Here is an 18,443-nt window from a genome sequence, read left to right as displayed (position 1 = left end):
TTACTACACCACGCTTTCTCCGTGGATTTCACCCTTAAAGCCCGTTTTGGCAATCGCCGCCAGCAATTTCTGATTATCGAAATTTTCCGGCACCACCACCTGCGCCTGACGCGTTTTTAGCGACGCTTTCGCCTTAACGACACCCTCAGTCGTGCGCAATGCCTGATTAATCGAAATCACGCACAGCGGACAATTCATCTCGCCGACATCAATCGTCACCAGCTTATCGGCAGCCCACCCCAATGGGGACACCATCAGTAGCGCCAGGATAACTGCTTTTTTCATTCCATCCACTCCCAAATCCACGGCAAAACATATGGATAGGTTATCAGCGCCAGCACCAACGGTACGGCGAGCCAATATAGCCACACCAACACCCGACGGCTGACCACGTTCACGCACACCGGTTTAGTCGATAAATGTAAACGCCAGAAACCGCGCGCCATCAGTCCGATAGCCACAATCACCATCGGGATTTGTAACCAGCTCGCGCCCGGGATACCGACCAACCCTGCCGCAGAGATACCAAAAAGCAGGTACAGCAGCGGCCCAATGCAGCACAAGGTTGAAGCGCCAGCGGCGATAACCGCCGCCAGCAACGTCAGGAGCCCGCCCTTAATGCTGTTCGATGCTGACATAATCGTAGCTAAATGCGGCTGGATCGTAGAAGTTCAGTGGGTCGCCATCAACTTCGGCATACGGATAGCCGAGGTTATTGATGTCGCCCTGCTCAGCCGCTGGCGACAGCGCAAAATCGCGGCCGTGGTTAAAGCCAACCCAGTTCATTTCCCAGTTACCGAACAGGTAATCGTTCACCGCCGTCACCGCCGGGTCACCGTTTTCTTTCTTCTCGGTCAGGCGCATTTTCGTGACATCCGCCGGGTCAGCGGGCATCCAGCCAAAACCGGCCAGCCAGAACATGGCGCGGCAGTGTTGGCCGCCGCTGATTTTAGCTACTCCCTGCGCATCGGCACTGCCAAACGCTTTTTTAGAGTAGCTATCAAGCTTACGGCTGGCGCCTAAACGAATACCGAACATTTCGCGCGCCGGGATACCCACCGCACGACACAGCGCCACGAACACGGAGTTAATGTCGGTGCATTTACCGCCCAGCTTGCCGGTTTTAAGGATTTCGCCAACATCACCGGTACCGCAACCAATCACCGCATCGTCGCGATGCATATGGGTACTGACCCAATCGTGGATCAGGCGAGCCTGTTTCAGCGGTGCTTTTTCATTGCCAATAATTTTCAGGGCAGTCTCTTTCACGAGGCCATCCACGGGAATATGCGGGGTAGCATTCAGGAACGGCTTGATCTCATCTGGAATGACCGCACCTTCAACCGGCAGCTGCCAGTCGGCCAGGCGGTTATCTTTCAGCACTTCCCAATCGCGGGTTTCGATTTCCATCTCAACCTTGATTTCAAGCGGGCCGCTGGAGGCAGGCCAGGTCACGAACAGTACCTTTGCACCGTAGCGGTTGTTGGCGTTAAGCGTCGCCGACTGATAATTACCGCTAAAAGAGAGATTCAGCAATTGCTGGAAAGCCGTCTCTTCTGGAATAGGGATCCACAAATTCACCTTGCCGGAAGAGCCTTCAGGCGCCTTCAGGCTGTAGGTTTGCGTCATCACAAAACGGCGATATTTACCCGAAGATGAAACCGCAGGCTGCGCTTTTGCTTCTGTTTTCGCGAAAACCGGGCTAACCAGACCAAGGGTAGAGAGTGCCGCAGCACCTTTTAGAAAGTGACGCCTTTCCATTGTGTATCCTTCATCACCAGAAAAAGCTGGCGCTTAACCCCGCACCTGCGGAGGTTGGGCGCTATTATGCGACGACACACTCATCACGACAACGAATATGAGGGAGTAAAATTGGCAAAAGGAGGGCTAATGCTAAAAGCAGGCTGGCTTATTCCCTGCCCTGCGACAATGGCTTGCAGAGTTTATCCTGGAATGTGTGCCGGAAAGCCACGCTTGCGCGGTTTTGCCTACACTCATAGTCTAATGAGTAACATCTGTGCGCTGAGGACTGCAACATGACCACCTTTCATCAACTGACTGCCACCAATCTACAGGGTGAGCCTGTTTCCATGGCAGACTACGCCGGTAAACTGGTTCTGGTCGTGAATACGGCAAGCCACTGCGGCTTTACCCCCCAATACGCGGGGCTTGAAGCCCTCTATAAGAAGTACGCCGCTCAGGGACTGGTGATTCTGGGATTCCCCTGCAACCAGTTTGGTAAGCAGGAGCCTGGCGGCACGGACGACATTGCGCAGACCTGCCAGATAAACTACGGGGTGAGCTTTCCGATATTTGAAAAGGTGGCGGTCAACGGACGCGCCGCACATCCGGTGTTTCGTTATCTGAAAAACGCATTGCCGGGCGTATTCGGCAGGCGCATCAAGTGGAATTTCACCAAATTTCTGGTCGGTCGCGACGGCAAGCCGCTCCAGCGATTCGCCCCTATCACCACGCCGGAGAAAATGGAATCGACCATTGTCGCAGCTCTGGAGCGCTAAGCGCTTCATTTATCGGAGCGCACTTTTCACAACACAATAAAAGCGCAACTTCCAGGCTCGTCAGGCAGTGACGAATGGCAGCCGTAAAACGTGCTGGCATTCGTCGCCGGAATCCGTACCATACGCGACATACTTTTGCCTGCTGGCTTTTAGCGAACCCATCATTATATAGCTAATCAGATGGGGCTTAAGAACGCGCAAAGGGTGAACCAAGCCAAAGATGCGATCGCAGGTCGGGTCTGTCTAACGTTTGCCCTTAGATGCCCCTTTTGGTTTTAGAGAACGGTAATAATGCAAGAAGATCAAACAGTTTCAAAGAAAGAGCAGTACAACCTGAACAAATTACAAAAGCGTCTGCGTCGCAACGTGGGCGAAGCCATTGCCGACTTCAACATGATTGAAGATGGCGATCGCATTATGGTTTGCCTCTCCGGCGGTAAAGATAGCTACACCATGCTGGAAATCCTGCGCAATTTGCAGCAAAGCGCGCCGATTAGCTTTAGCCTGGTGGCAGTTAACCTCGATCAGAAACAGCCTGGGTTCCCAGAGCATATTCTGCCGGAGTATCTGGAAAAACTGGGTGTCGAGTACAAAATCGTCGAGGAAAATACCTATGGGATCGTGAAAGAGAAGATCCCGGAAGGCAAAACCACCTGCTCACTGTGCTCACGTCTGCGTCGCGGCATTCTGTACCGCACGGCTACGGAACTGGGCGCCACCAAAATTGCGCTAGGTCATCATCGCGATGATATTTTGCAGACTCTGTTCCTCAACATGTTCTACGGCGGCAAGATGAAAGGCATGCCACCGAAACTGATGAGCGACGACGGCAAACATATCGTTATCCGCCCGCTGGCCTACTGCCGCGAAAAAGATATCGAGCGTTTTGCCGAGGCCAAAGAATTCCCGATTATTCCATGCAACCTGTGCGGTTCACAGCCGAACCTCCAGCGTCAGGTGATTGGTGACATGCTGCGCGATTGGGATAAACGTTATCCGGGCCGTATCGAAACCATGTTCAGCGCCATGCAGAACGTCGTGCCTTCACACCTAAGCGACACCAGCCTGTTTGATTTCAAAGCGCTGACGCACGATTCTGAAGTGGTTGACGGCGGCGATCTGGCGTTCGACCGTGAAGAGTTGCCGTTACAGCCAATGGGTTGGCAGCCGGAAGAAGATGAAGGTCAGTTAGATGAACTACGTCTGGATGTGGTTGAAGTAAAATAATCTCTCTGGTGTCTCAGGCTGCCGCCTGAGACACCATTTGCTTTGCTTATTTAAGCAGACGCGCGCGACACGCCTTACCTTTAATCTTGCCTTTCTGTAACAGCTTAAACGCTTGATGCGCGACGTCAGCACGCACGGCGACGTACACGTGCGCCGGATGAACATCAATCTTGCCGATATCCGCGCCTACCAGCCCGACGTCACCGGTTAACGCGCCCAGCACGTCACCAGCGCGCATTTTGGCTTTTTTACCGCCGTCGATGCACAGGGTTGCCATCTCTGGCTCCAGTGGCACGATGCGCGTTTTAGCCGGTTCCGGCATCCAGTTCAGCTTAATATTGAGCATTTCAGCGAGGATGTTGGCACGCTGTGCTTCCTCCGGCGCGCAGAAGCTCACCGCCAGACCGCTGTTACCCGCACGGGCAGTACGACCAATACGGTGTACGTGCACTTCAGGATCCCAGGCAAGCTCATAGTTTACGACCATCGCCAGCGATTTAATGTCCAGCCCACGCGCGGCCACGTCGGTAGCGACCAGAATACGAGCGCTGCCGTTCGCAAAACGCACCAGCGTCTGGTCACGATCGCGCTGTTCGAGATCGCCGTGCAGCGCAATGGTGCTTTGCCCTGCGGCGTTAAGCTCCTCATAGACCGCCTGGCAATCTTTTTTGGTGTTGCAGAATACCACGCATGATGCAGGCTGATGCTGGCTCAGAAGCTGTTGCAGCAGCGCAATTTTACCGTGGCGAGGGACATCGAAGAACTGTTGTTCAACCGCAGGTAAGGCATCAACCGAGTCAATTTCTATTGTTTCCGGTTCGCGCTGGACGCGTCCGCTGATAGCGGCAATCGCGTCCGGCCAGGTCGCGGAGAACAGTAAAGTCTGACGTGATGCTGGGGCAAAACGAATCACTTCGTTGATGGCATCGCTAAAGCCCATGTCCAGCATGCGGTCTGCTTCGTCCATAACCAGCGTTTGTAACGCTTCAAGAGAGACGGTGCCTTTCTGCAGGTGGTCAAGCAGGCGGCCCGGCGTAGCGACAATAATGTGCGGCGCGTGCTGTAAGGAGTCACGCTGCGCGCCAAACGGCTGACCGCCGCAAAGCGTCAGGACTTTGATGTTTGGCAGAAAACGCGCCAGACGGCGAATTTCGCCTGCGACCTGGTCTGCCAGCTCGCGGGTCGGGCACAGCACCAGCGACTGGGTCTGGAACAGGCTGGCATCCACGTGCTGGAGCAGGCCAAGACCAAACGCAGCCGTTTTACCGCTGCCGGTTTTTGCCTGCACGCGCACGTCCTTACCGGCAAGGATCGCGGGCAACGCAGCCGCCTGAACCGGGGTCATGGAGAGATAGCCCAGGTCGTTCAGGTTGTCTAGCTGGGCGGCTGGCAGTGCATTAAGGGAGGCAAAAGCGGTCACAATATTTTCTCGCGAATTAGGGGCTGACGTTCAGCAGGCGCGTATCCTCGCAGATCTCGCTGGCTGATGCGACATAATAATCGATGAGTGGCGTAAGGGTAGCGGAAAACAGGCAAAAAAAAGCCGACTCTATTAAGCCGGCGTCGTACGAATCAATTGTGCTATGCAGTAATTCAAAAAAAGGAAGTAAGACAATATGGAGCGCAACGCCCATCGCTTGACGTTGCATTCACCTGCAGGAACGATATTGCCCCGATTGCAGTGGCGGTTTATTGACCTCGCTCAACTTAATCGGCGTTTTCACGGTTAAACGGTAATAAAAAGGTGATTTTTTACAACCATTTACTACGGTGTAACCACCACGTAACACCACCAATGAGTAATACCAGCATAATACAGAAGAGGGTGAACCCCATGTGCCAGCCGCCGCCTGGAATTCCCCCCAGGTTGACGCCAAACAAACCGGTCAGAAACGTGCTTGGCAAAAAGACCATCGCCATCAACGACATGTTATAGGTTCGTCGAGAGAGGTTTTCCTGCAGCATCTGGGCTATTTCATCGGTCATGACGGCAGTACGCGCAATACAGCCGTCGATCTCATCCAGCCCTCGCCCCAGTCGGTCAGCAATGTCCTGCATCCTGCGCCGGTGATCGTCGGTCATCCACGAAAGACGTTCGCTGGACAGCCGGGCATACACATCCCGCTGCGGCGCCATATAGCGACGCATGACAATTAATTGTTTACGCAGCAGCGCCAGGAAACCGCGCGGCGGCACCTCCTGCTCCATCAGGTTATCTTCCAGATCGATAATTTTGTCGTGCAGCTGTTCGATAAATTCGCTTGCGTGATCGGTTAGCGCGTCACACACGTCCACCAGCCAGGAGCCGCAGTCGGTGGGGCCGCTGCCCTCTTGCAGATCGCTAATCACGTCGTCAAGAGCCAGCACTTTACGCTGACGGGTTGAGACGATAATGCGTTCATCAATATATAAACGCATAGCCACCAGTTGGTCGGGACGCTCATCGGTACTGCCGTTAATACAGCGCAGCGTAATCAGCGTGCCTTCACCTAAACGCGTCACACGGGGGCGTACGCTTTCCCCTGCGAGCGCCTCTCGCACTGTACCCGGTAGCAATGGGGTGTTCGCCAACCATTGGGCGCTATCGGGGTGAGTGTAATTCAGGTGCAGCCAGCAGGGATTATCTTTGCTGACAATCTCAGTATCGGTTAACGGTTTTACCCCGCCCTGTCCATCCAGCAGCCACGCAAACACGGCGTCTGGCACGTTAAGATCTGCTCCCTTTATGGCTTCCACATCGCCTCCGGTCATCGCTATTGATCCTGATAGTCTAGCCATCTGCTTATGTTAAGCAACTCGCGGCGGTGCCATGGCGCTGAAATTATTCGTAAAAGGGAGGATATTTGATGGGTTTGAGCATATAAAGCCCGGCACAGACGCCGGGCGATAAGGGATGCCAGGTCAGAAGGATTGCCAGAAATGCCGATCACTCACTCCGGCTACCGAAGGCTGTAATCGCTCGGCGGCGGAGATTTCACCAGCCCCACGCACCTCGTTACCGATGCGGAAGCTTTGGGTGCGTGATTGCAGCTCAACAACCTGACGTTTGAGAATGTCTGAGGAACCTGCAAGCTCCTCCACGACGCCGATATTGCTTTGCGTCACCGTTTCCAGCTCTGCCAGGGCCATTGTAATCTGGTCGATACCTTTTTCCTGCTCGGAAGTCGACACGGCTATCTGCCCCATGAGGTTATTAAGCTCACCCGAGCCGGTCACAATCTCCTGCATATTTTTCTCCGCCTCAGCGACAATACTGGCCCCCTGCGTCACGTTTTCACTGGTGACGTTGATAAGGCTTTTAATACTCTTCGCCGCTTCGGCACTGCGATGGGCGAGGTTGCGCACTTCGCCCGCCACCACCGAAAATCCTTTCCCGTGGTCACCCGCCCGCGCCGCCTCTACTGCCGCATTGAGCGCCAGTATATTGGTCTGGAAGGCAATGCCATCAATCATGGCGATAATTTCCGTCATTTGTCGCGCGCAGTCGGTAATAGATTGCATATTGGTGGCGACATCGCCCATTAATGCCCCGCCCTTACGCGCGCACTGGGTTGCCTCACCGGCCCGCTCACTCGCCAGACGGGTATGTTCGGCGTTATTTTTGGTACTGGCTGCAATCTGTTCCATACTGGCTGCGGTCTGCATCAGCGTTGCCGATTGCTGCTCGGTTTTCACCGAGAGCTCAGCGCTCCGATTAGCTAACTGCTCCGATAATGTCATTGCCGTATCCGAGGATGCACGAATTTCTGCCACCAGCGTTGAAATATTGTTGGATAAGCTGTTGATCCCCGGAATTAAACGTCCGGCACAGTTGTCACCAAAAATGGGAATGCGCACCGCCAGGTTACCGTCATTAACCTCATCTATACTGCGCTTGACGGCATTGATTGGCGTCACCAGATATTTCGTCATGTACAGCCACAGCGATGCTAATGCTGCTACCCATACAATATTAATCGCCAGATGCAAGAATATATTCTTTGATAATATTAAGCAGATCACGTCTACGATAATAAAGACCGATAAAGTAAATATCAGGATAAACGTTCGGACGCTAATGTTCTTAAACATAACCCTTTCCCAATTCCTGGTGTGTATTTTTGTTATATCACCGGAAGTTGTATTTTCCAGACCATTTTAAGATTTTTCTGCACTTTAAACATTAGCTGCACCAGTTTACCTTTTCTCCGCCGTTTATCTGCCCTAAAGTGAAATCACCAACATCAATTGCATGAAAAATACTTAACCACATGGATTGAAAGAACAATATAAAAATTGAGCATATTTAATTTATCGGCATTTCATCTTCATTAAGCATTGCTAAATTAAAATACCCTATTTTCAGAATATTGTAATAAAGCTGATTTAGCTGATTATTTTTCTAGCTTAAATTCAGATTATACTGATAGATTAATAACAATCTCTTAATGAAAAGGTATGGATTGCATGATGCTGCACGCTTCGTGGGACCCGATACTCGTCGGTATTTCATTTCTGGTTGCCTTTATTGCTTCTTTTGTCGCCCTGGATAGCGCGGCGAAAATTGCCGCCTCCAATAAAAAAGCGGCGCTATTCTGGCGCATAACGGGCGGTGCCACTCTCGGCATTGGGATTTGGTCAATGCATTTTATCGGCATGCTGGCGATGAAAATGCCGATGCCGATGAGCTATCACCTTGAACTGACGATTGTTTCATTACTGGCGGCGATCGTTGCTTCATCGCTGGCGATAAATATTGCCGTTTCGGGTAATACGCTCTCGCTTAAGCGCCTGTGTATTGCGACGGCGCTTTTAAGCAGCGGCGTGGTCACGATGCACTACGTCGGTATGGCGGCGCTAATGGCGCACGATCAAATCACGTGGAGCATTCCTTTAATTCTTGCATCGGTTGTCATTGCCATCGTCGCCTCGTGGGTCGCTCTGTGGCTGGCGTTTAGCTTACGCTTAAACAGCAAAGGCGTTCTGTTAACCCGCATTGGCGCGGCGCTGGCGATGGGTATCGCGATTGCCGCAATGCACTACACCGGCATGAGCGCCGCGACCTTTCACGGTCATGGGCACGCCATGGCGCACTCTGCGGCGATGATAAGCGAAGAAGGCTTGTCTATCTGGGTTACCGCCACCACCCTTGTGCTGCTCGGCATGATGCTGATGATCTCAATGGTCGATTCGCAGGTTCGTACCACTCGCCTGACGGAGAATCTGCAACGCCTCAACCAACAGCTGGAACAACAGGCGCGTTTTGATGGCTTAACGGGGCTGGCGAACCGCAGCCAGATTGATATGCGGCTGTTAGCGTGTCTACACCAGTCGCGGCTGGCGGGCAGCACGTTTGCGCTGGTGTTGATGGATCTTGACCGGTTTAAGCTGGTGAACGACGCGTGGGGCCACCACGTCGGCGATAACCTGCTGGTCTCGGTAGCCAATCGCATGAGCGCATGTCTGACGCCCAAAATGACGCTCGCGCGGATTGGCGGGGATGAGTTTATCCTGCTGGCCCCCGACTGTAGTGAGGCCGAAATCGCTGATATCTGTACCCGCATGGTCGAGAGTATTCGCCGCCCGTTCTATCATTCCGGGCAGATACTGCAAATTTCCCTGAGCGTGGGCATCAGCTTCTATCCAAAACATGGTGAAACGCCGCAGGAACTGAAGCTGTCGGCGGACACGGCCATGTATAACGTCAAGCACAGCGGTCGTAACGGCTGGGTTTTCTACCATGAGTCAATGCTCGACAGCACCTGGCAAGGCGCGCACTTTCTCCAGGACCTCACCCAGGCCCTTGAACGCGGGCAATTTGAGCTGTGGTATCAGCCCAAATATCACGTCAAAGAAAAACGTATTTTCGGTTTTGAAGCGCTGCTGCGCTGGCGGCATCCGAAAAAAGGCATCCTGTTACCCGATGTTTTTTTGCCGACGCTCCAGAACACCGGGCTGATTACCCCGGTAGGCAACTGGATTCTGGAAAAAGGTTGTGAGCAGTTGCGCAAGTGGAGCCTGGCCGGGCACGACGACTGGACGCTTTCCCTGAATATTTCGCCGGTGCAGTTTGAACAGCAAAACTTTTACGAACTGGTCTGTGAAGCGCTTTTGCGTCATCGCGTTTCACCTACCCGCCTTATCATTGAACTGGCGGAAACGACCGCGCTGCATGGATTTGAGCGAAGCGCCCAGATATTTGACGACTTTTGTCGAATGGGCATCACCTTATCGATTGATAATTTCGGCGTGGGATACTCCAATATGCTGGCGCTACAGGATCTTCCCGCCAAAGAGCTGAAAGTGGACAAAAGCTTTATGAAGGATATGCGCGAAAACAGCAAAAATATCAAAATCGTCTCCACCATTATTCACATTGCGCATTCGATGAATATGGACGTGGTGGCGGAAGGCGTTGAAACCTACGAACAGCAGCGGATCCTCTCCGGGCTGGGCTGCGATGCGTTACAGGGGTTCTGGTTCTCAGACCCGGTGCCCGAAGAAGATATTGAAATTATGCTCAGTAATTTGCCGTTAAGCGGCGAGCCCAACGCACCGGCAGCTCTGCGTCGGGATATCTCCGCGGGCAAAAAACGTCAGGCCTGAAGTGCCCGCCACCTCAGGATGAGGCGCTTTTCTGACTTGTGTAGATAAAGTAGAGCGCAATCGCTAAACAGACCACCGCCGCAAACCGCGTGGGAGAGAATACGATGCTGGCATTATTCAGCCAGCCGAAATTATCGATGAGCATACTCATGGCAAGCTGTCCGAAGATCACCGCCACGGTGGCTACACCGGCACCAATTCGCTGCACGGCGATAACCATAATCACAATGTACGGCACGCCCAGCATCGCCCCTAACAGCTGCCATTTGGGGACATCCAGTAATGTCACAGCCTGTTTAGGTTCAAAATAGAGAATCAGTAATGCGGTGACTAACGCGCCGACCGAAAAGGTTAAAAAAGCACATTTCAGCACCCCGACCTGCCCGCCGAGGCGGCCATTGATCGCAGCTTGCACGCTCAGCGTTGCGCCGCCGAGCACCGCCAGTAAAATCATCAGTATGGTCATAACTTATCCCTTTGCCACCAGTAATAGTGCAGCCAGAATGAAAATCAGGGCATAAACGCGGCGCACATTAATTTTACGGTGCGGCGTACCAAATAAGCCGTAATGATCAATCAGCAGGCTTTTGAAAACCTGCCCTGCGAGGACGCCAATCATGGTCATCGCGACGCCAATAACGGGTGCGGCCACGGTTAATGCCACCACATAAATGGGGCCAAGTATGCCGCCCAGAAGCGTCCAGCCGGGCTGGGCAAAATACGACGGCGCGTTGCGCGGGCTAAAAAATAGCATCAATAAAAAGGTCAACACCGTGCCGACGCCGAAGATGCTAAAGGTCGCCCATAAATCGCCAACTTCAGCGCCTAGCGGCCCGAGGATCCCCGCCTCCACGGACAGCCCCATCCCCCCGACTATGGTCAGTAGTATCAGTAAAAATTGCATCCATCACTCTCCCGTTAAAAGTGCCGGGAAAGATAGGCGATTCAGACTGACTTAAAAATGGTATAAGTGGGGAAACACTTTTTCAGGTTCTGCATTAATGCTCGATCTTAGTAATATCAATATTCGCACGCTGATGTTCTTTATCGCCGTCTATGACGCGCAGAGTTTTTCGCGGGTCGCGCGTAAAGAAGGCGTTTCAGCATCGATGATTTCTCGCACCATGCAGCAGTTTGAAGCCGCCGTTGGGCAGCAGCTTTTCTATCGTAATACCCGCTCGGTGATCCCCACAGAAGCCGCGCATCAATTGATTGAGTTTGTCCGCGCGATGGCGGATGAGCTAAGTCGGGCAACAGAAGTCCTGCAAAATCGCGCCTCGACCCCATCAGGAACGGTGCGTATTAATGCTCCGGTCTTTTTTGGTCAACGCCACATCGCGCCATGGTTAAGCGGCCTGATTGAACGCTACCCCGCGTTACACGTTGAACTGATCCTCACCGATGATTTTATCGATCCGCATCGTGAAGCCGCCGATGTTATCTTCCGCATCGCTGCCCTCACCGACTCGGGTTTTCATGCCCGCACGTTTGGCGACCAGCATTATCATCTGGCCGCCTCACCCGGCTATCTGCAAAAACACGGCACCCCGCTGACGCCCGCGGATATTTCGCAGCACCGATGTCTGGTGTACAAAGGTTCTTCCGGCGCTAACCGCTGGCTGATGAAGCAAGGTACGCAGCCGTGGGTGCACTATCCGGTTACCGCGCGCATGACATCGAATAACGCAGAATCGCTCCTCACCGCGGCGTTAAGCGACATGGGACTGGTTTTGTTCCCGGACTGGTTGATTGGCGACAGCCTGAAAAACGGCAGCCTGGTGAAAGTGCTGGCGGATTTTGAGGTCGCAATACATGCCGACGCCCAGCAGATTTCGGCTATCTATCCCAACGCACGCCATCCACCGCTTAATGTTCGCGCAGTCATTGATTACTATCTTGAGGTGTTCGGTACGCCGCTCTACTGGCAAGTCCCATCTCCTGTTTAACAGGATTTCAGGGTTCGTGAGTGATCGGACCTATACATGGGCTTGAAGAGATCATTCTGCTGGCGGGAGTACGCCAGCAGGATGTTTTATTTAACAATCAGTGTTTCACCAGATACATCGTATGCGTGTACGCCACATCTTCCGGGTTGGTTATCGGATATCCTTTCACCCACGGTTTGATTAAACGCCCGTTGGTGTACTGGTAGATTGGCGCAATCGGCGCTTTCTCTGCGAGAATTTTTTCCGCTTCGTTGTAATCAGCATTACGTGCCGCCGCGGTATTTTCCTGCGATGCCTGGCGAATAACCTTATCGTAGGCCGGATCGTTAAAGCGTGAGATGTTGCCGCTATTGGTTGAGGTCAGCAGCGACAGGAACGTTGACGGTTCGTTGTAGTCCCCCACCCACGATGCGCGGATCACGTCAAAATTACCGGTATTGCGGCTATCGATGTAGGTTTTCCACTCCTGGTTTTGCAGCTTCACATCCACACCCAGATTTTTCTTCCACATCGATGCAACCGCAATAGCAATCTTCTGATGGTTTTCCGAGGTGTTGTACAACAGCGTGAGATTCAACGGACGGCCCGGACCGTAGCCCGCCGCCTGCAACAGCATTTTCGCCTGGGCGTTCAGCTCAGCCTGACTGCTTTGTTCCAGCGCCGATGGCTGCGGTTTAAAGCCCGCGGTCACGTCTGGCGTCAAACGCCACGCCGGTTTTTCACCCGTTCCCAGCACCTTCTCGGCAATAATGCGACGGTCGATGGTCATGCTCAGCGCCAGACGCACGCGCGCATCGGCGGTCGGCCCTTTCTGGGTATTGAAAGCGTAATAATAGGTGCCCAACTGGGCTGGGGTATAAACCTGACCCGGCAGCTCTTTTTTCAGCTTCTGATACTGGTTTTTCGGGAATGACTCGGTGATGTCGATATCGCCCGCACGATAACGTTTCGTTGCCGCCGACTCCTGGTTAATCGGTACAAAGGTCACTTTCTGGATAATAGTTTTCGCGTTATCCCAGTAATGTTTGTTCGGCGTTGCGACCAGTTTCTCGTTCACCACGCGGTCGGTCAGCACGTATGCGCCGTTACCCACCAGTTTCCCCGGACGCGTCCAGTTTTTATCACTGTCAACGTTAGCCTTGTTGACCGGGAACAGGGAGAAGTTGGCGGTCAGATTGACAAACCATGGCAGCGGTTTATCAAGCTGCACGCGCAGCGTGTGGGCATCAACCGCGGTAACTCCCAGGGTTTCAGGTTTGGCTTTACCGTCGATGATGTCCTGCGCGTTAGCCATCCCCGCAAGGGCCGCAAACCAGGCAAAAGGTGATGTCGTTTGCGGATCCACCAGACGCTGCCAGCTGTAAACAAAATCCTGCGCGGTCACCGGCGTGCCGTCTGACCATTTCGCATCGTTACGCAGGGTAAAGGTCCAGATTTTCTGATCGTTAGTCTGCCAGCGCGTCGCCACACCCGGAATGATATTGCCGTTGGCATCCTGGTTAACTAATCCTTCAAACAGGTCACGAATGACCTGAATCTCCGGCAAACCCACCGCTTTAGCAGGATCGAGTGATGCCGGCTCATCTTTAATATGGCGCACCAGCTCCTGCTGTTTCGCCAATACTGTCCCGGCGGGAACGTCGGCCGCGGTGGCGGCAAAACTCAGACCTGACAAGAGTGCGGCGCTACAGGCCAGGGTGAAAGGATACTTCATGACATCCCCTTAAAATAAAAATCCCAGATAACTTAATGAAAATATTATTTGTTTCACTTTACATAATTGCAAATAACATATCGCAGAAACTTGATTTGTACCGTCAATTACTACTCAGGAAACTATTTGATTCGCGGCGATTTTTGCACAACACTGCTGAGTATCTCCGTTTAGCATCAGGACTCGACGCATGTCTGCACTCCGCCCTCGCGCCCAGCGCGGCGCTTTCCCGCAGGGGACACAACATTACGGCCGCTCCATTCTGGGCGCGCCGCTTATCTGGTTTCCCGCGCCAGAAGCTGGCCCCCAGAGCGGTCTGATTATTGCCGGAACCCACGGCGACGAGAATTCCTCCATCGTCACCCTCTCCTGCGCGTTACGTGCGTTGGCCCCTGAACTTCGCCGCCATCACGTTATTCTGGCGGTCAACCCGGACGGCTGTCAGCTTGGCCTGCGGGCAAACGCCAATGGCGTCGATTTAAACCGCAATTTCCCCGCGGCTAACTGGAAGGCGGGCGAAACGGTGTATCGCTGGAACAGTGCCGCTGAGCAGCGCGACGTGGTGCTGACGACCGGTAGCCGTCCCGGCTCTGAACCGGAAAGTCGCGCGCTTTGTCAGCTCATCCACCAGATTAACCCGGCATGGGTGGTATCATTCCACGATCCGCTGGCCTGCATCGAAGATGCGCGGCGCAGCGAGTTGGGGCAATGGTTATCCGACGCCTTCACCCTGCCGCTGGTTAGCAGCGTGGGGTATGAGACGCCGGGCTCCTTTGGCAGCTGGTGCGACGATATTAGCCTGCACTGCATTACCGCCGAATTTCCCCCGGTCTCGGCAGATGAGGCCAGCGAGCAGTATCTGGCCGCCATGACCAGGCTGCTGCACTGGCAACCCGCCGGTCACAAATGAAGCGTTCCGCAGGTAAAACGTAGCGCGGGCTGGGCGTCAGCGGCAAGCCAGGTAGGCCCGTCGAGGTCGGCGAATCTGACCCTTGGGGCCAACGGCAACACGGCGGAAATCGCCCGTGAAGTGCAAAGCATACAGCCCAGCATCAGGCCAAATCCCTGCGCCTCGGCCTCGGCGGCGAGCAACAGCGCTTCCGTGAGCCCTCCGCTTTTATCCAGCTTGATATTGACCATATCGTAACGACCGCGCAGCACCGCCAGATCTTCGCGAGTGTGGCAGCTTTCATCGGCGCAAATCGGTAATGGATGAATGAAGTTTTCCAGCGCCTCGTCCTCGCCGACCGGTAACGGCTGCTCGAGCATGGCGACATTGAGATCGGCCAGCAGCTGGCAGCGCGCCGCGAGGCCATCGCCGCGCCAGGATTCATTCGCGTCAACAATCAGCGTCGCCTCGGGCGCTGCCTGACGAATGGCAACCATCCGTTCGCTGATAAAATGGTTATCCAGTTTGACCTTTAACAGCGTGGCCCCGCTATCAAATAAAGCCTTTGCACTGGCGGCCATTTGTTCAGGAGTGCCTATCACCACCGTTTGTGCGGTGGTCACCGTAGTCGGCAGCATGACGCCCAGCTGCGTGACAACGTCACCTCCAGCTAGCCCGCATTCCAGGCTCCACAGCGCGCAATCTACAGCATTACGCGCCGCACCGGCGGGCAGCAAGCTCGCCAGCTGTTCGCGCGTGATGCCCTGTTCAAGCTGTTCGCCAATCGCCATAATTTGCGCCATGACTGACGCAATGCTTTCGCCATAACGTGGATAAGGGGTGCATTCACCCGTTCCTTTCACCCCGTCCTGCTCAAGCTCTACCACCACCACTTTGGCTTCACTACGGCTACCGCGCGCAATCACAAACGGGGTATGTAGCGGCCAGGCTTCTTCAAATACGCACAGCTTTCTCATTTTCACTCCTTTCATTCAGGCGCAAATAGCGTTTGCCGTGTTAACACCTGATGTCATACACTAGGGCAGACGTTAACTATATGTAAACAGGAAGATAATCATGTCGCAAACCGTACATTTCCAGGGCAACCCTGTTGCCGTTCAAGGTTCTATCCCAAAGGCGGGCGATAAAGCTCAACCGTTTACGCTGGTGGCAAAAGATCTGTCTGACGTCACCCTGGCCCAGTTCGCTGGCAAACGTAAAGTGTTAAACATTTTCCCAAGCATCGATACCGGCGTTTGCGCCGCATCTGTGCGTAAATTCAACCAGTTAGCGGGTGAACTGGAGAACACCGTTGTTCTGTGTATCTCGGCTGACCTGCCGTTCGCCCAGTCCCGCTTCTGCGGCGCAGAAGGCCTGAGCAATGTGGTCACGCTGTCCATCCTGCGTGCGCCTGAATTCCTGCAAACCTACGGCGTTGGCATTGCTGACGGCGGCCTGAAAGGTCTGGCAGCGCGTGCTGTTGTCGTTATCGATGAAAACGACAAAGTGGTACACAGCGAGCTGGTGAACGAAATCACCAACGAGCCAGATTACGATGCCGCACTGGCAGCGCTGAAAGCGTAATTGCCCGGCAGCCAAACAAAAACAGCCTCTTTTCAGAGGCTGTTTTTTTATCAATCTTCGCTCTTCTTATTGCTCAGATTATATTCACGTAACTTATTCGCAATCGCGGTATGCGATACGCCAAGGCGTTTGGCAAGCTTACGCGTACTCGGATAGCTGTGATAAAGCTGAGAAAGCACCGAGCGCTCAAAGCGGCGGGTAATATCATCAAGTGAACCTTCCATCGCTTCCTCACCCACTGCGGCGCTTGTGACATCATTATCCGGCAGCAGCACATCCTGAGGACGCAGTTCGTAACCTTCCAGCTGAGTCAGCGCACGGTAGACCGCATTTTTCAACTGACGGACGTTTCCGGGCCAGCCGTAGCGCGTCAATACGGTGTTGAGGTCGCTTGACAGTTTTGGCCGCGAAATCCCCTGCTCATCGGCAAAGCGCGCAACAAACAGTTCGGTCAGCGGCATGATGTCCTGTGGACGATCGCGCAGCGGCGGCAGATTCAGCGTCAGCACGTTCAGGCGGTAATAGAGGTCTTCACGGAACAGGCCTTTTTGCACCAGTTCGACGAGATTTTTTTGCGTTGCACAGATAACGCGGACGTCGACATGCACTTCATGATCTTCGCCAACCCGGCGGAAAGTGCCGTCATTGAGAAAACGCAGCAGCTTAGTCTGCATGCGCGGCGACATTTCACCAATTTCGTCCAGCAGCACCGAGCCGCCGTTGGCCTGTTCAAAGAATCCTTTCTTGCCTTCTGCCGCATCGCCAAACAGCTCGCTCTCTACTGCATCTTCCGGGATTGAACCGCAGTTCAGCGCCAGATACGGTTTTGCCGCACGTGGGCTTGCCTGATGGCAAGCATGCGCCAGCAAATCTTTCCCGGTTCCCGTTTCACCGACGATCAGCAGCGGCGCGGTCAACAGCGCCAGTTTGCGCGACTGTTCCACCACCTGCCGCATACGCGGGCTGACGGCAACAATCTGGCTGAAGGCGCTGACATCCTGGGTGGTCATGGTTTGCAGCTGGCGCCCCATTCGTAGCGTTGAGCGCAGCATAATCACCGCGCCGCCCAGTATGCGGGTATCATTTTCGCCATTCAGATAGACCGGCGTGGCTTCCAGCAGGAAGTTCTGTCCGTGAATAACCACATGTTCGGCGATGGATTCCACGTCATCACTCTCAAGCCAACGTTGAAAGTTAAATCCGCTAATGAGCTGCGTGACGTTGTGGTTGCGCATCCGCTCCTGGTTCATGCCAAAAAGCTGGCAGCTTGCCGGGTTAGCACGTTCAATTTTGCTGCGCGTATCGAGCGACAACACCGGCTCCGGCATCGCTTCCAGCAAGGCGCTTAACGCCAGATGTTCACGTTCAGAAGGCATCCACGGCACGGTGCGAACGTCGGTCACCCCGGCAATGCGGCGGATCTCCGCCATCAGGCTGCTGAAGCTGGTGAATTCCAGCTCCGCGAAATTAAGATAGATTCGGCCAACAGGGTCGATATCGATACCGCGCAGGTCAATGCCGCGTAGCACCAATAAATCGAGCAGTTCACGTGTCAGACCGAGACGGTCTTCACAAAAGACTTCAAGACGCATGGGAGTATTCACCCTTAAAAGCCAAAGACGTATGAATAATAAGACAGTTCTTCACCGGCGGGAAGATGACTGTCAACAATTATTGACAGTATGGCGGAAAAACAGCGGGTTTGCTGTAAAGATATACGTTTGAGAGCATAAATAGAGAAGTGGCGGCGGCGTAACGTATGAATTATCGCGTAACAATCAACAAGCGAGCAGTCCCGGCGGCGCTTCGCTTGGCCGGGCTACACCGATGATTTGCCTGTCTACTGGTAACGGCATAATGCGGGAATTATCGCGCAACAATCGACAACGGAGCAGCCCCGGCGGCACTTCGTTTGGCCGGGCTACTCATTTGTAGGCCGGATAAGGCGTAGTCGCCATCCGGCAATCGGCGCGGTTAAT

At 53.8% G+C, this 18,443-nt stretch carries 17 protein-coding genes and 1 pseudogene; 7 read left to right on the top strand and 11 right to left on the bottom strand.

All coding sequences use genetic code 11. The features are described 5' to 3' along the window. Positions 1-3 precede the first annotated feature (3 nt). From ACIPDS_RS03160 to ACIPDS_RS03150, 3 genes are read right to left on the bottom strand one after another with little or no spacing between them, the layout of a single operon-like run. Complete coding sequence (locus ACIPDS_RS03160) at positions 4-285, bottom strand: heavy-metal-associated domain-containing protein (RefSeq protein WP_400732517.1); 282 nt, start codon at positions 283-285, stop codon at positions 4-6. After that, positions 282-638 (bottom strand): hypothetical protein, encoded by a 357-nt coding sequence (locus ACIPDS_RS03155; protein WP_400732515.1) that lies wholly within the window; start codon positions 636-638, stop codon positions 282-284. Before ACIPDS_RS03155 ends, ACIPDS_RS03160 begins: the two co-directional genes overlap by 4 nt. Then, positions 616-1,761, bottom strand: coding sequence for a transglutaminase domain-containing protein (locus ACIPDS_RS03150; RefSeq protein ID WP_400732513.1), 1,146 nt, complete (start codon positions 1,759-1,761; stop codon positions 616-618). The genes ACIPDS_RS03155 and ACIPDS_RS03150 overlap by 23 nt, the downstream gene beginning before the upstream one ends. 275 nt (positions 1,762-2,036) lie before the next feature. On the opposite strand from ACIPDS_RS03150, the gene ACIPDS_RS03145 reads away from it, so the two are divergent. The 3 genes and pseudogenes from ACIPDS_RS03145 (at position 2,037) to ttcA (ending at position 3,746) form a co-directional block, all read left to right on the top strand. Next, positions 2,037-2,519 (top strand): glutathione peroxidase, encoded by a 483-nt coding sequence (locus ACIPDS_RS03145; RefSeq protein WP_400732510.1) that lies wholly within the window; start codon positions 2,037-2,039, stop codon positions 2,517-2,519. 77 nt (positions 2,520-2,596) lie between these two features. After that, positions 2,597-2,798 (top strand): annotated as a pseudogene (locus tag ACIPDS_RS03140) (hypothetical protein); the annotation flags it as partial. 12 nt (positions 2,799-2,810) lie between these two features. Next, positions 2,811-3,746, top strand: coding sequence for a tRNA 2-thiocytidine(32) synthetase TtcA (gene ttcA / locus ACIPDS_RS03135; protein WP_166514007.1), 936 nt, complete (start codon positions 2,811-2,813; stop codon positions 3,744-3,746). 46 nt (positions 3,747-3,792) lie between these two features. Here ttcA and dbpA read toward each other — a convergent pair whose 3' ends face one another. The 3 genes from dbpA to ACIPDS_RS03120 all read right to left on the bottom strand — a co-directional run bounded on the left by dbpA (position 3,793) and on the right by ACIPDS_RS03120 (position 7,817). After that, complete coding sequence (gene dbpA / locus ACIPDS_RS03130; RefSeq protein ID WP_166514008.1) at positions 3,793-5,166, bottom strand: ATP-dependent RNA helicase DbpA; 1,374 nt, start codon at positions 5,164-5,166, stop codon at positions 3,793-3,795. A gap of 332 nt (positions 5,167-5,498) precedes the next feature. Next, positions 5,499-6,482: a zinc transporter ZntB gene (zntB, locus tag ACIPDS_RS03125; RefSeq protein WP_166514483.1), complete on the bottom strand. Its 984-nt coding sequence runs from the start codon at positions 6,480-6,482 to the stop codon at positions 5,499-5,501. 165 nt (positions 6,483-6,647) lie between these two features. Then, positions 6,648-7,817, bottom strand: coding sequence for a methyl-accepting chemotaxis protein (locus ACIPDS_RS03120; protein ID WP_400732508.1), 1,170 nt, complete (start codon positions 7,815-7,817; stop codon positions 6,648-6,650). 378 nt (positions 7,818-8,195) lie between these two features. Between ACIPDS_RS03120 and ACIPDS_RS03115 the strand changes: the two genes are divergently transcribed. Then, positions 8,196-10,331 carry a putative bifunctional diguanylate cyclase/phosphodiesterase gene (locus tag ACIPDS_RS03115; protein WP_400733434.1) on the top strand — a complete coding sequence of 712 codons (2,136 nt, stop codon included), beginning with the start codon at positions 8,196-8,198 and terminating at the stop codon, positions 10,329-10,331. A 13-nt stretch (positions 10,332-10,344) separates the two neighbouring features. Here ACIPDS_RS03115 and ACIPDS_RS03110 read toward each other — a convergent pair whose 3' ends face one another. After that, entirely contained in the window at positions 10,345-10,797 is a 453-nt protein-coding gene (locus tag ACIPDS_RS03110; protein WP_400732506.1) for a DMT family transporter, read from the bottom strand. Positions 10,798-10,800: 3 nt separating this feature from the next. Then, positions 10,801-11,235, bottom strand: a complete 435-nt coding sequence (locus ACIPDS_RS03105) for a DMT family transporter (protein WP_400732504.1) — start codon at positions 11,233-11,235, stop codon at positions 10,801-10,803. Positions 11,236-11,332: 97 nt separating this feature from the next. Between ACIPDS_RS03105 and ACIPDS_RS03100 the strand changes: the two genes are divergently transcribed. Beyond that, entirely contained in the window at positions 11,333-12,277 is a 945-nt protein-coding gene (locus ACIPDS_RS03100; RefSeq protein ID WP_400732501.1) for a LysR substrate-binding domain-containing protein, read from the top strand. 97 nt (positions 12,278-12,374) lie between these two features. Here the strand turns inward: ACIPDS_RS03100 and ACIPDS_RS03095 are convergent, their stop codons facing one another. Further along, complete coding sequence (locus ACIPDS_RS03095; protein WP_400732498.1) at positions 12,375-13,991, bottom strand: ABC transporter substrate-binding protein; 1,617 nt, start codon at positions 13,989-13,991, stop codon at positions 12,375-12,377. A gap of 190 nt (positions 13,992-14,181) precedes the next feature. Between ACIPDS_RS03095 and mpaA the strand changes: the two genes are divergently transcribed. Then, positions 14,182-14,901 (top strand): murein tripeptide amidase MpaA, encoded by a 720-nt coding sequence (mpaA, locus tag ACIPDS_RS03090; protein ID WP_400732495.1) that lies wholly within the window; start codon positions 14,182-14,184, stop codon positions 14,899-14,901. Here mpaA and ycjG read toward each other — a convergent pair. Beyond that, positions 14,892-15,857, bottom strand: a complete 966-nt coding sequence (gene ycjG / locus ACIPDS_RS03085; RefSeq protein WP_400732492.1) for an L-Ala-D/L-Glu epimerase — start codon at positions 15,855-15,857, stop codon at positions 14,892-14,894. The two genes, mpaA and ycjG, sit on opposite strands and share 10 nt — an antisense overlap. 100 nt (positions 15,858-15,957) lie before the next feature. Between ycjG and tpx the strand changes: the two genes are divergently transcribed. Further along, the gene (gene tpx, locus ACIPDS_RS03080) at positions 15,958-16,464 is read left to right on the top strand and encodes a thiol peroxidase (protein ID WP_166514016.1); all 507 of its coding nucleotides are present in this window, start codon (positions 15,958-15,960) and stop codon (positions 16,462-16,464) included. A 50-nt stretch (positions 16,465-16,514) separates the two neighbouring features. Here tpx and tyrR read toward each other — a convergent pair whose 3' ends face one another. Further along, positions 16,515-18,056 (bottom strand): transcriptional regulator TyrR, encoded by a 1,542-nt coding sequence (gene tyrR / locus ACIPDS_RS03075; RefSeq protein WP_166514017.1) that lies wholly within the window; start codon positions 18,054-18,056, stop codon positions 16,515-16,517. Positions 18,057-18,443: the final 387 nt, after the last annotated feature.

Source organism: Kluyvera sp. NPDC087067 (genome assembly GCF_044745165.1).
Classification (GTDB): Bacteria; Pseudomonadota; Gammaproteobacteria; order Enterobacterales; family Enterobacteriaceae; genus Kluyvera.
This window is presented reverse-complemented; position numbering and strand designations above follow the sequence as displayed.

Bases quoted from the DNA above. Each gene is read 5' to 3' on its own strand.
- ACIPDS_RS03160 (WP_400732517.1), bottom strand. From the start codon at position 285: ATGAAAAAAGCAGTTATCCTGGCGCTACTGATGGTGTCCCCATTGGGG.
- ACIPDS_RS03155 (WP_400732515.1), bottom strand. From the start codon at position 638: ATGTCAGCATCGAACAGCATTAAGGGCGGGCTCCTGACGTTGCTGGCG.
- ACIPDS_RS03150 (WP_400732513.1), bottom strand. From the start codon at position 1,761: ATGGAAAGGCGTCACTTTCTAAAAGGTGCTGCGGCACTCTCTACCCTT.
- ACIPDS_RS03145 (WP_400732510.1), top strand. From the start codon at position 2,037: ATGACCACCTTTCATCAACTGACTGCCACCAATCTACAGGGTGAGCCT.
- ttcA (WP_166514007.1), top strand. From the start codon at position 2,811: ATGCAAGAAGATCAAACAGTTTCAAAGAAAGAGCAGTACAACCTGAAC.
- ACIPDS_RS03120 (WP_400732508.1), bottom strand. From the start codon at position 7,817: ATGTTTAAGAACATTAGCGTCCGAACGTTTATCCTGATATTTACTTTA.
- ACIPDS_RS03115 (WP_400733434.1), top strand. From the start codon at position 8,196: ATGCTGCACGCTTCGTGGGACCCGATACTCGTCGGTATTTCATTTCTG.
- ACIPDS_RS03110 (WP_400732506.1), bottom strand. From the start codon at position 10,797: ATGACCATACTGATGATTTTACTGGCGGTGCTCGGCGGCGCAACGCTG.
- ACIPDS_RS03105 (WP_400732504.1), bottom strand. From the start codon at position 11,235: ATGCAATTTTTACTGATACTACTGACCATAGTCGGGGGGATGGGGCTG.
- ACIPDS_RS03100 (WP_400732501.1), top strand. From the start codon at position 11,333: ATGCTCGATCTTAGTAATATCAATATTCGCACGCTGATGTTCTTTATC.
- ACIPDS_RS03095 (WP_400732498.1), bottom strand. From the start codon at position 13,991: ATGAAGTATCCTTTCACCCTGGCCTGTAGCGCCGCACTCTTGTCAGGT.
- mpaA (WP_400732495.1), top strand. From the start codon at position 14,182: ATGTCTGCACTCCGCCCTCGCGCCCAGCGCGGCGCTTTCCCGCAGGGG.
- ycjG (WP_400732492.1), bottom strand. From the start codon at position 15,857: ATGAGAAAGCTGTGCGTATTTGAAGAAGCCTGGCCGCTACATACCCCG.
- tpx (WP_166514016.1), top strand. From the start codon at position 15,958: ATGTCGCAAACCGTACATTTCCAGGGCAACCCTGTTGCCGTTCAAGGT.
- tyrR (WP_166514017.1), bottom strand. From the start codon at position 18,056: ATGCGTCTTGAAGTCTTTTGTGAAGACCGTCTCGGTCTGACACGTGAA.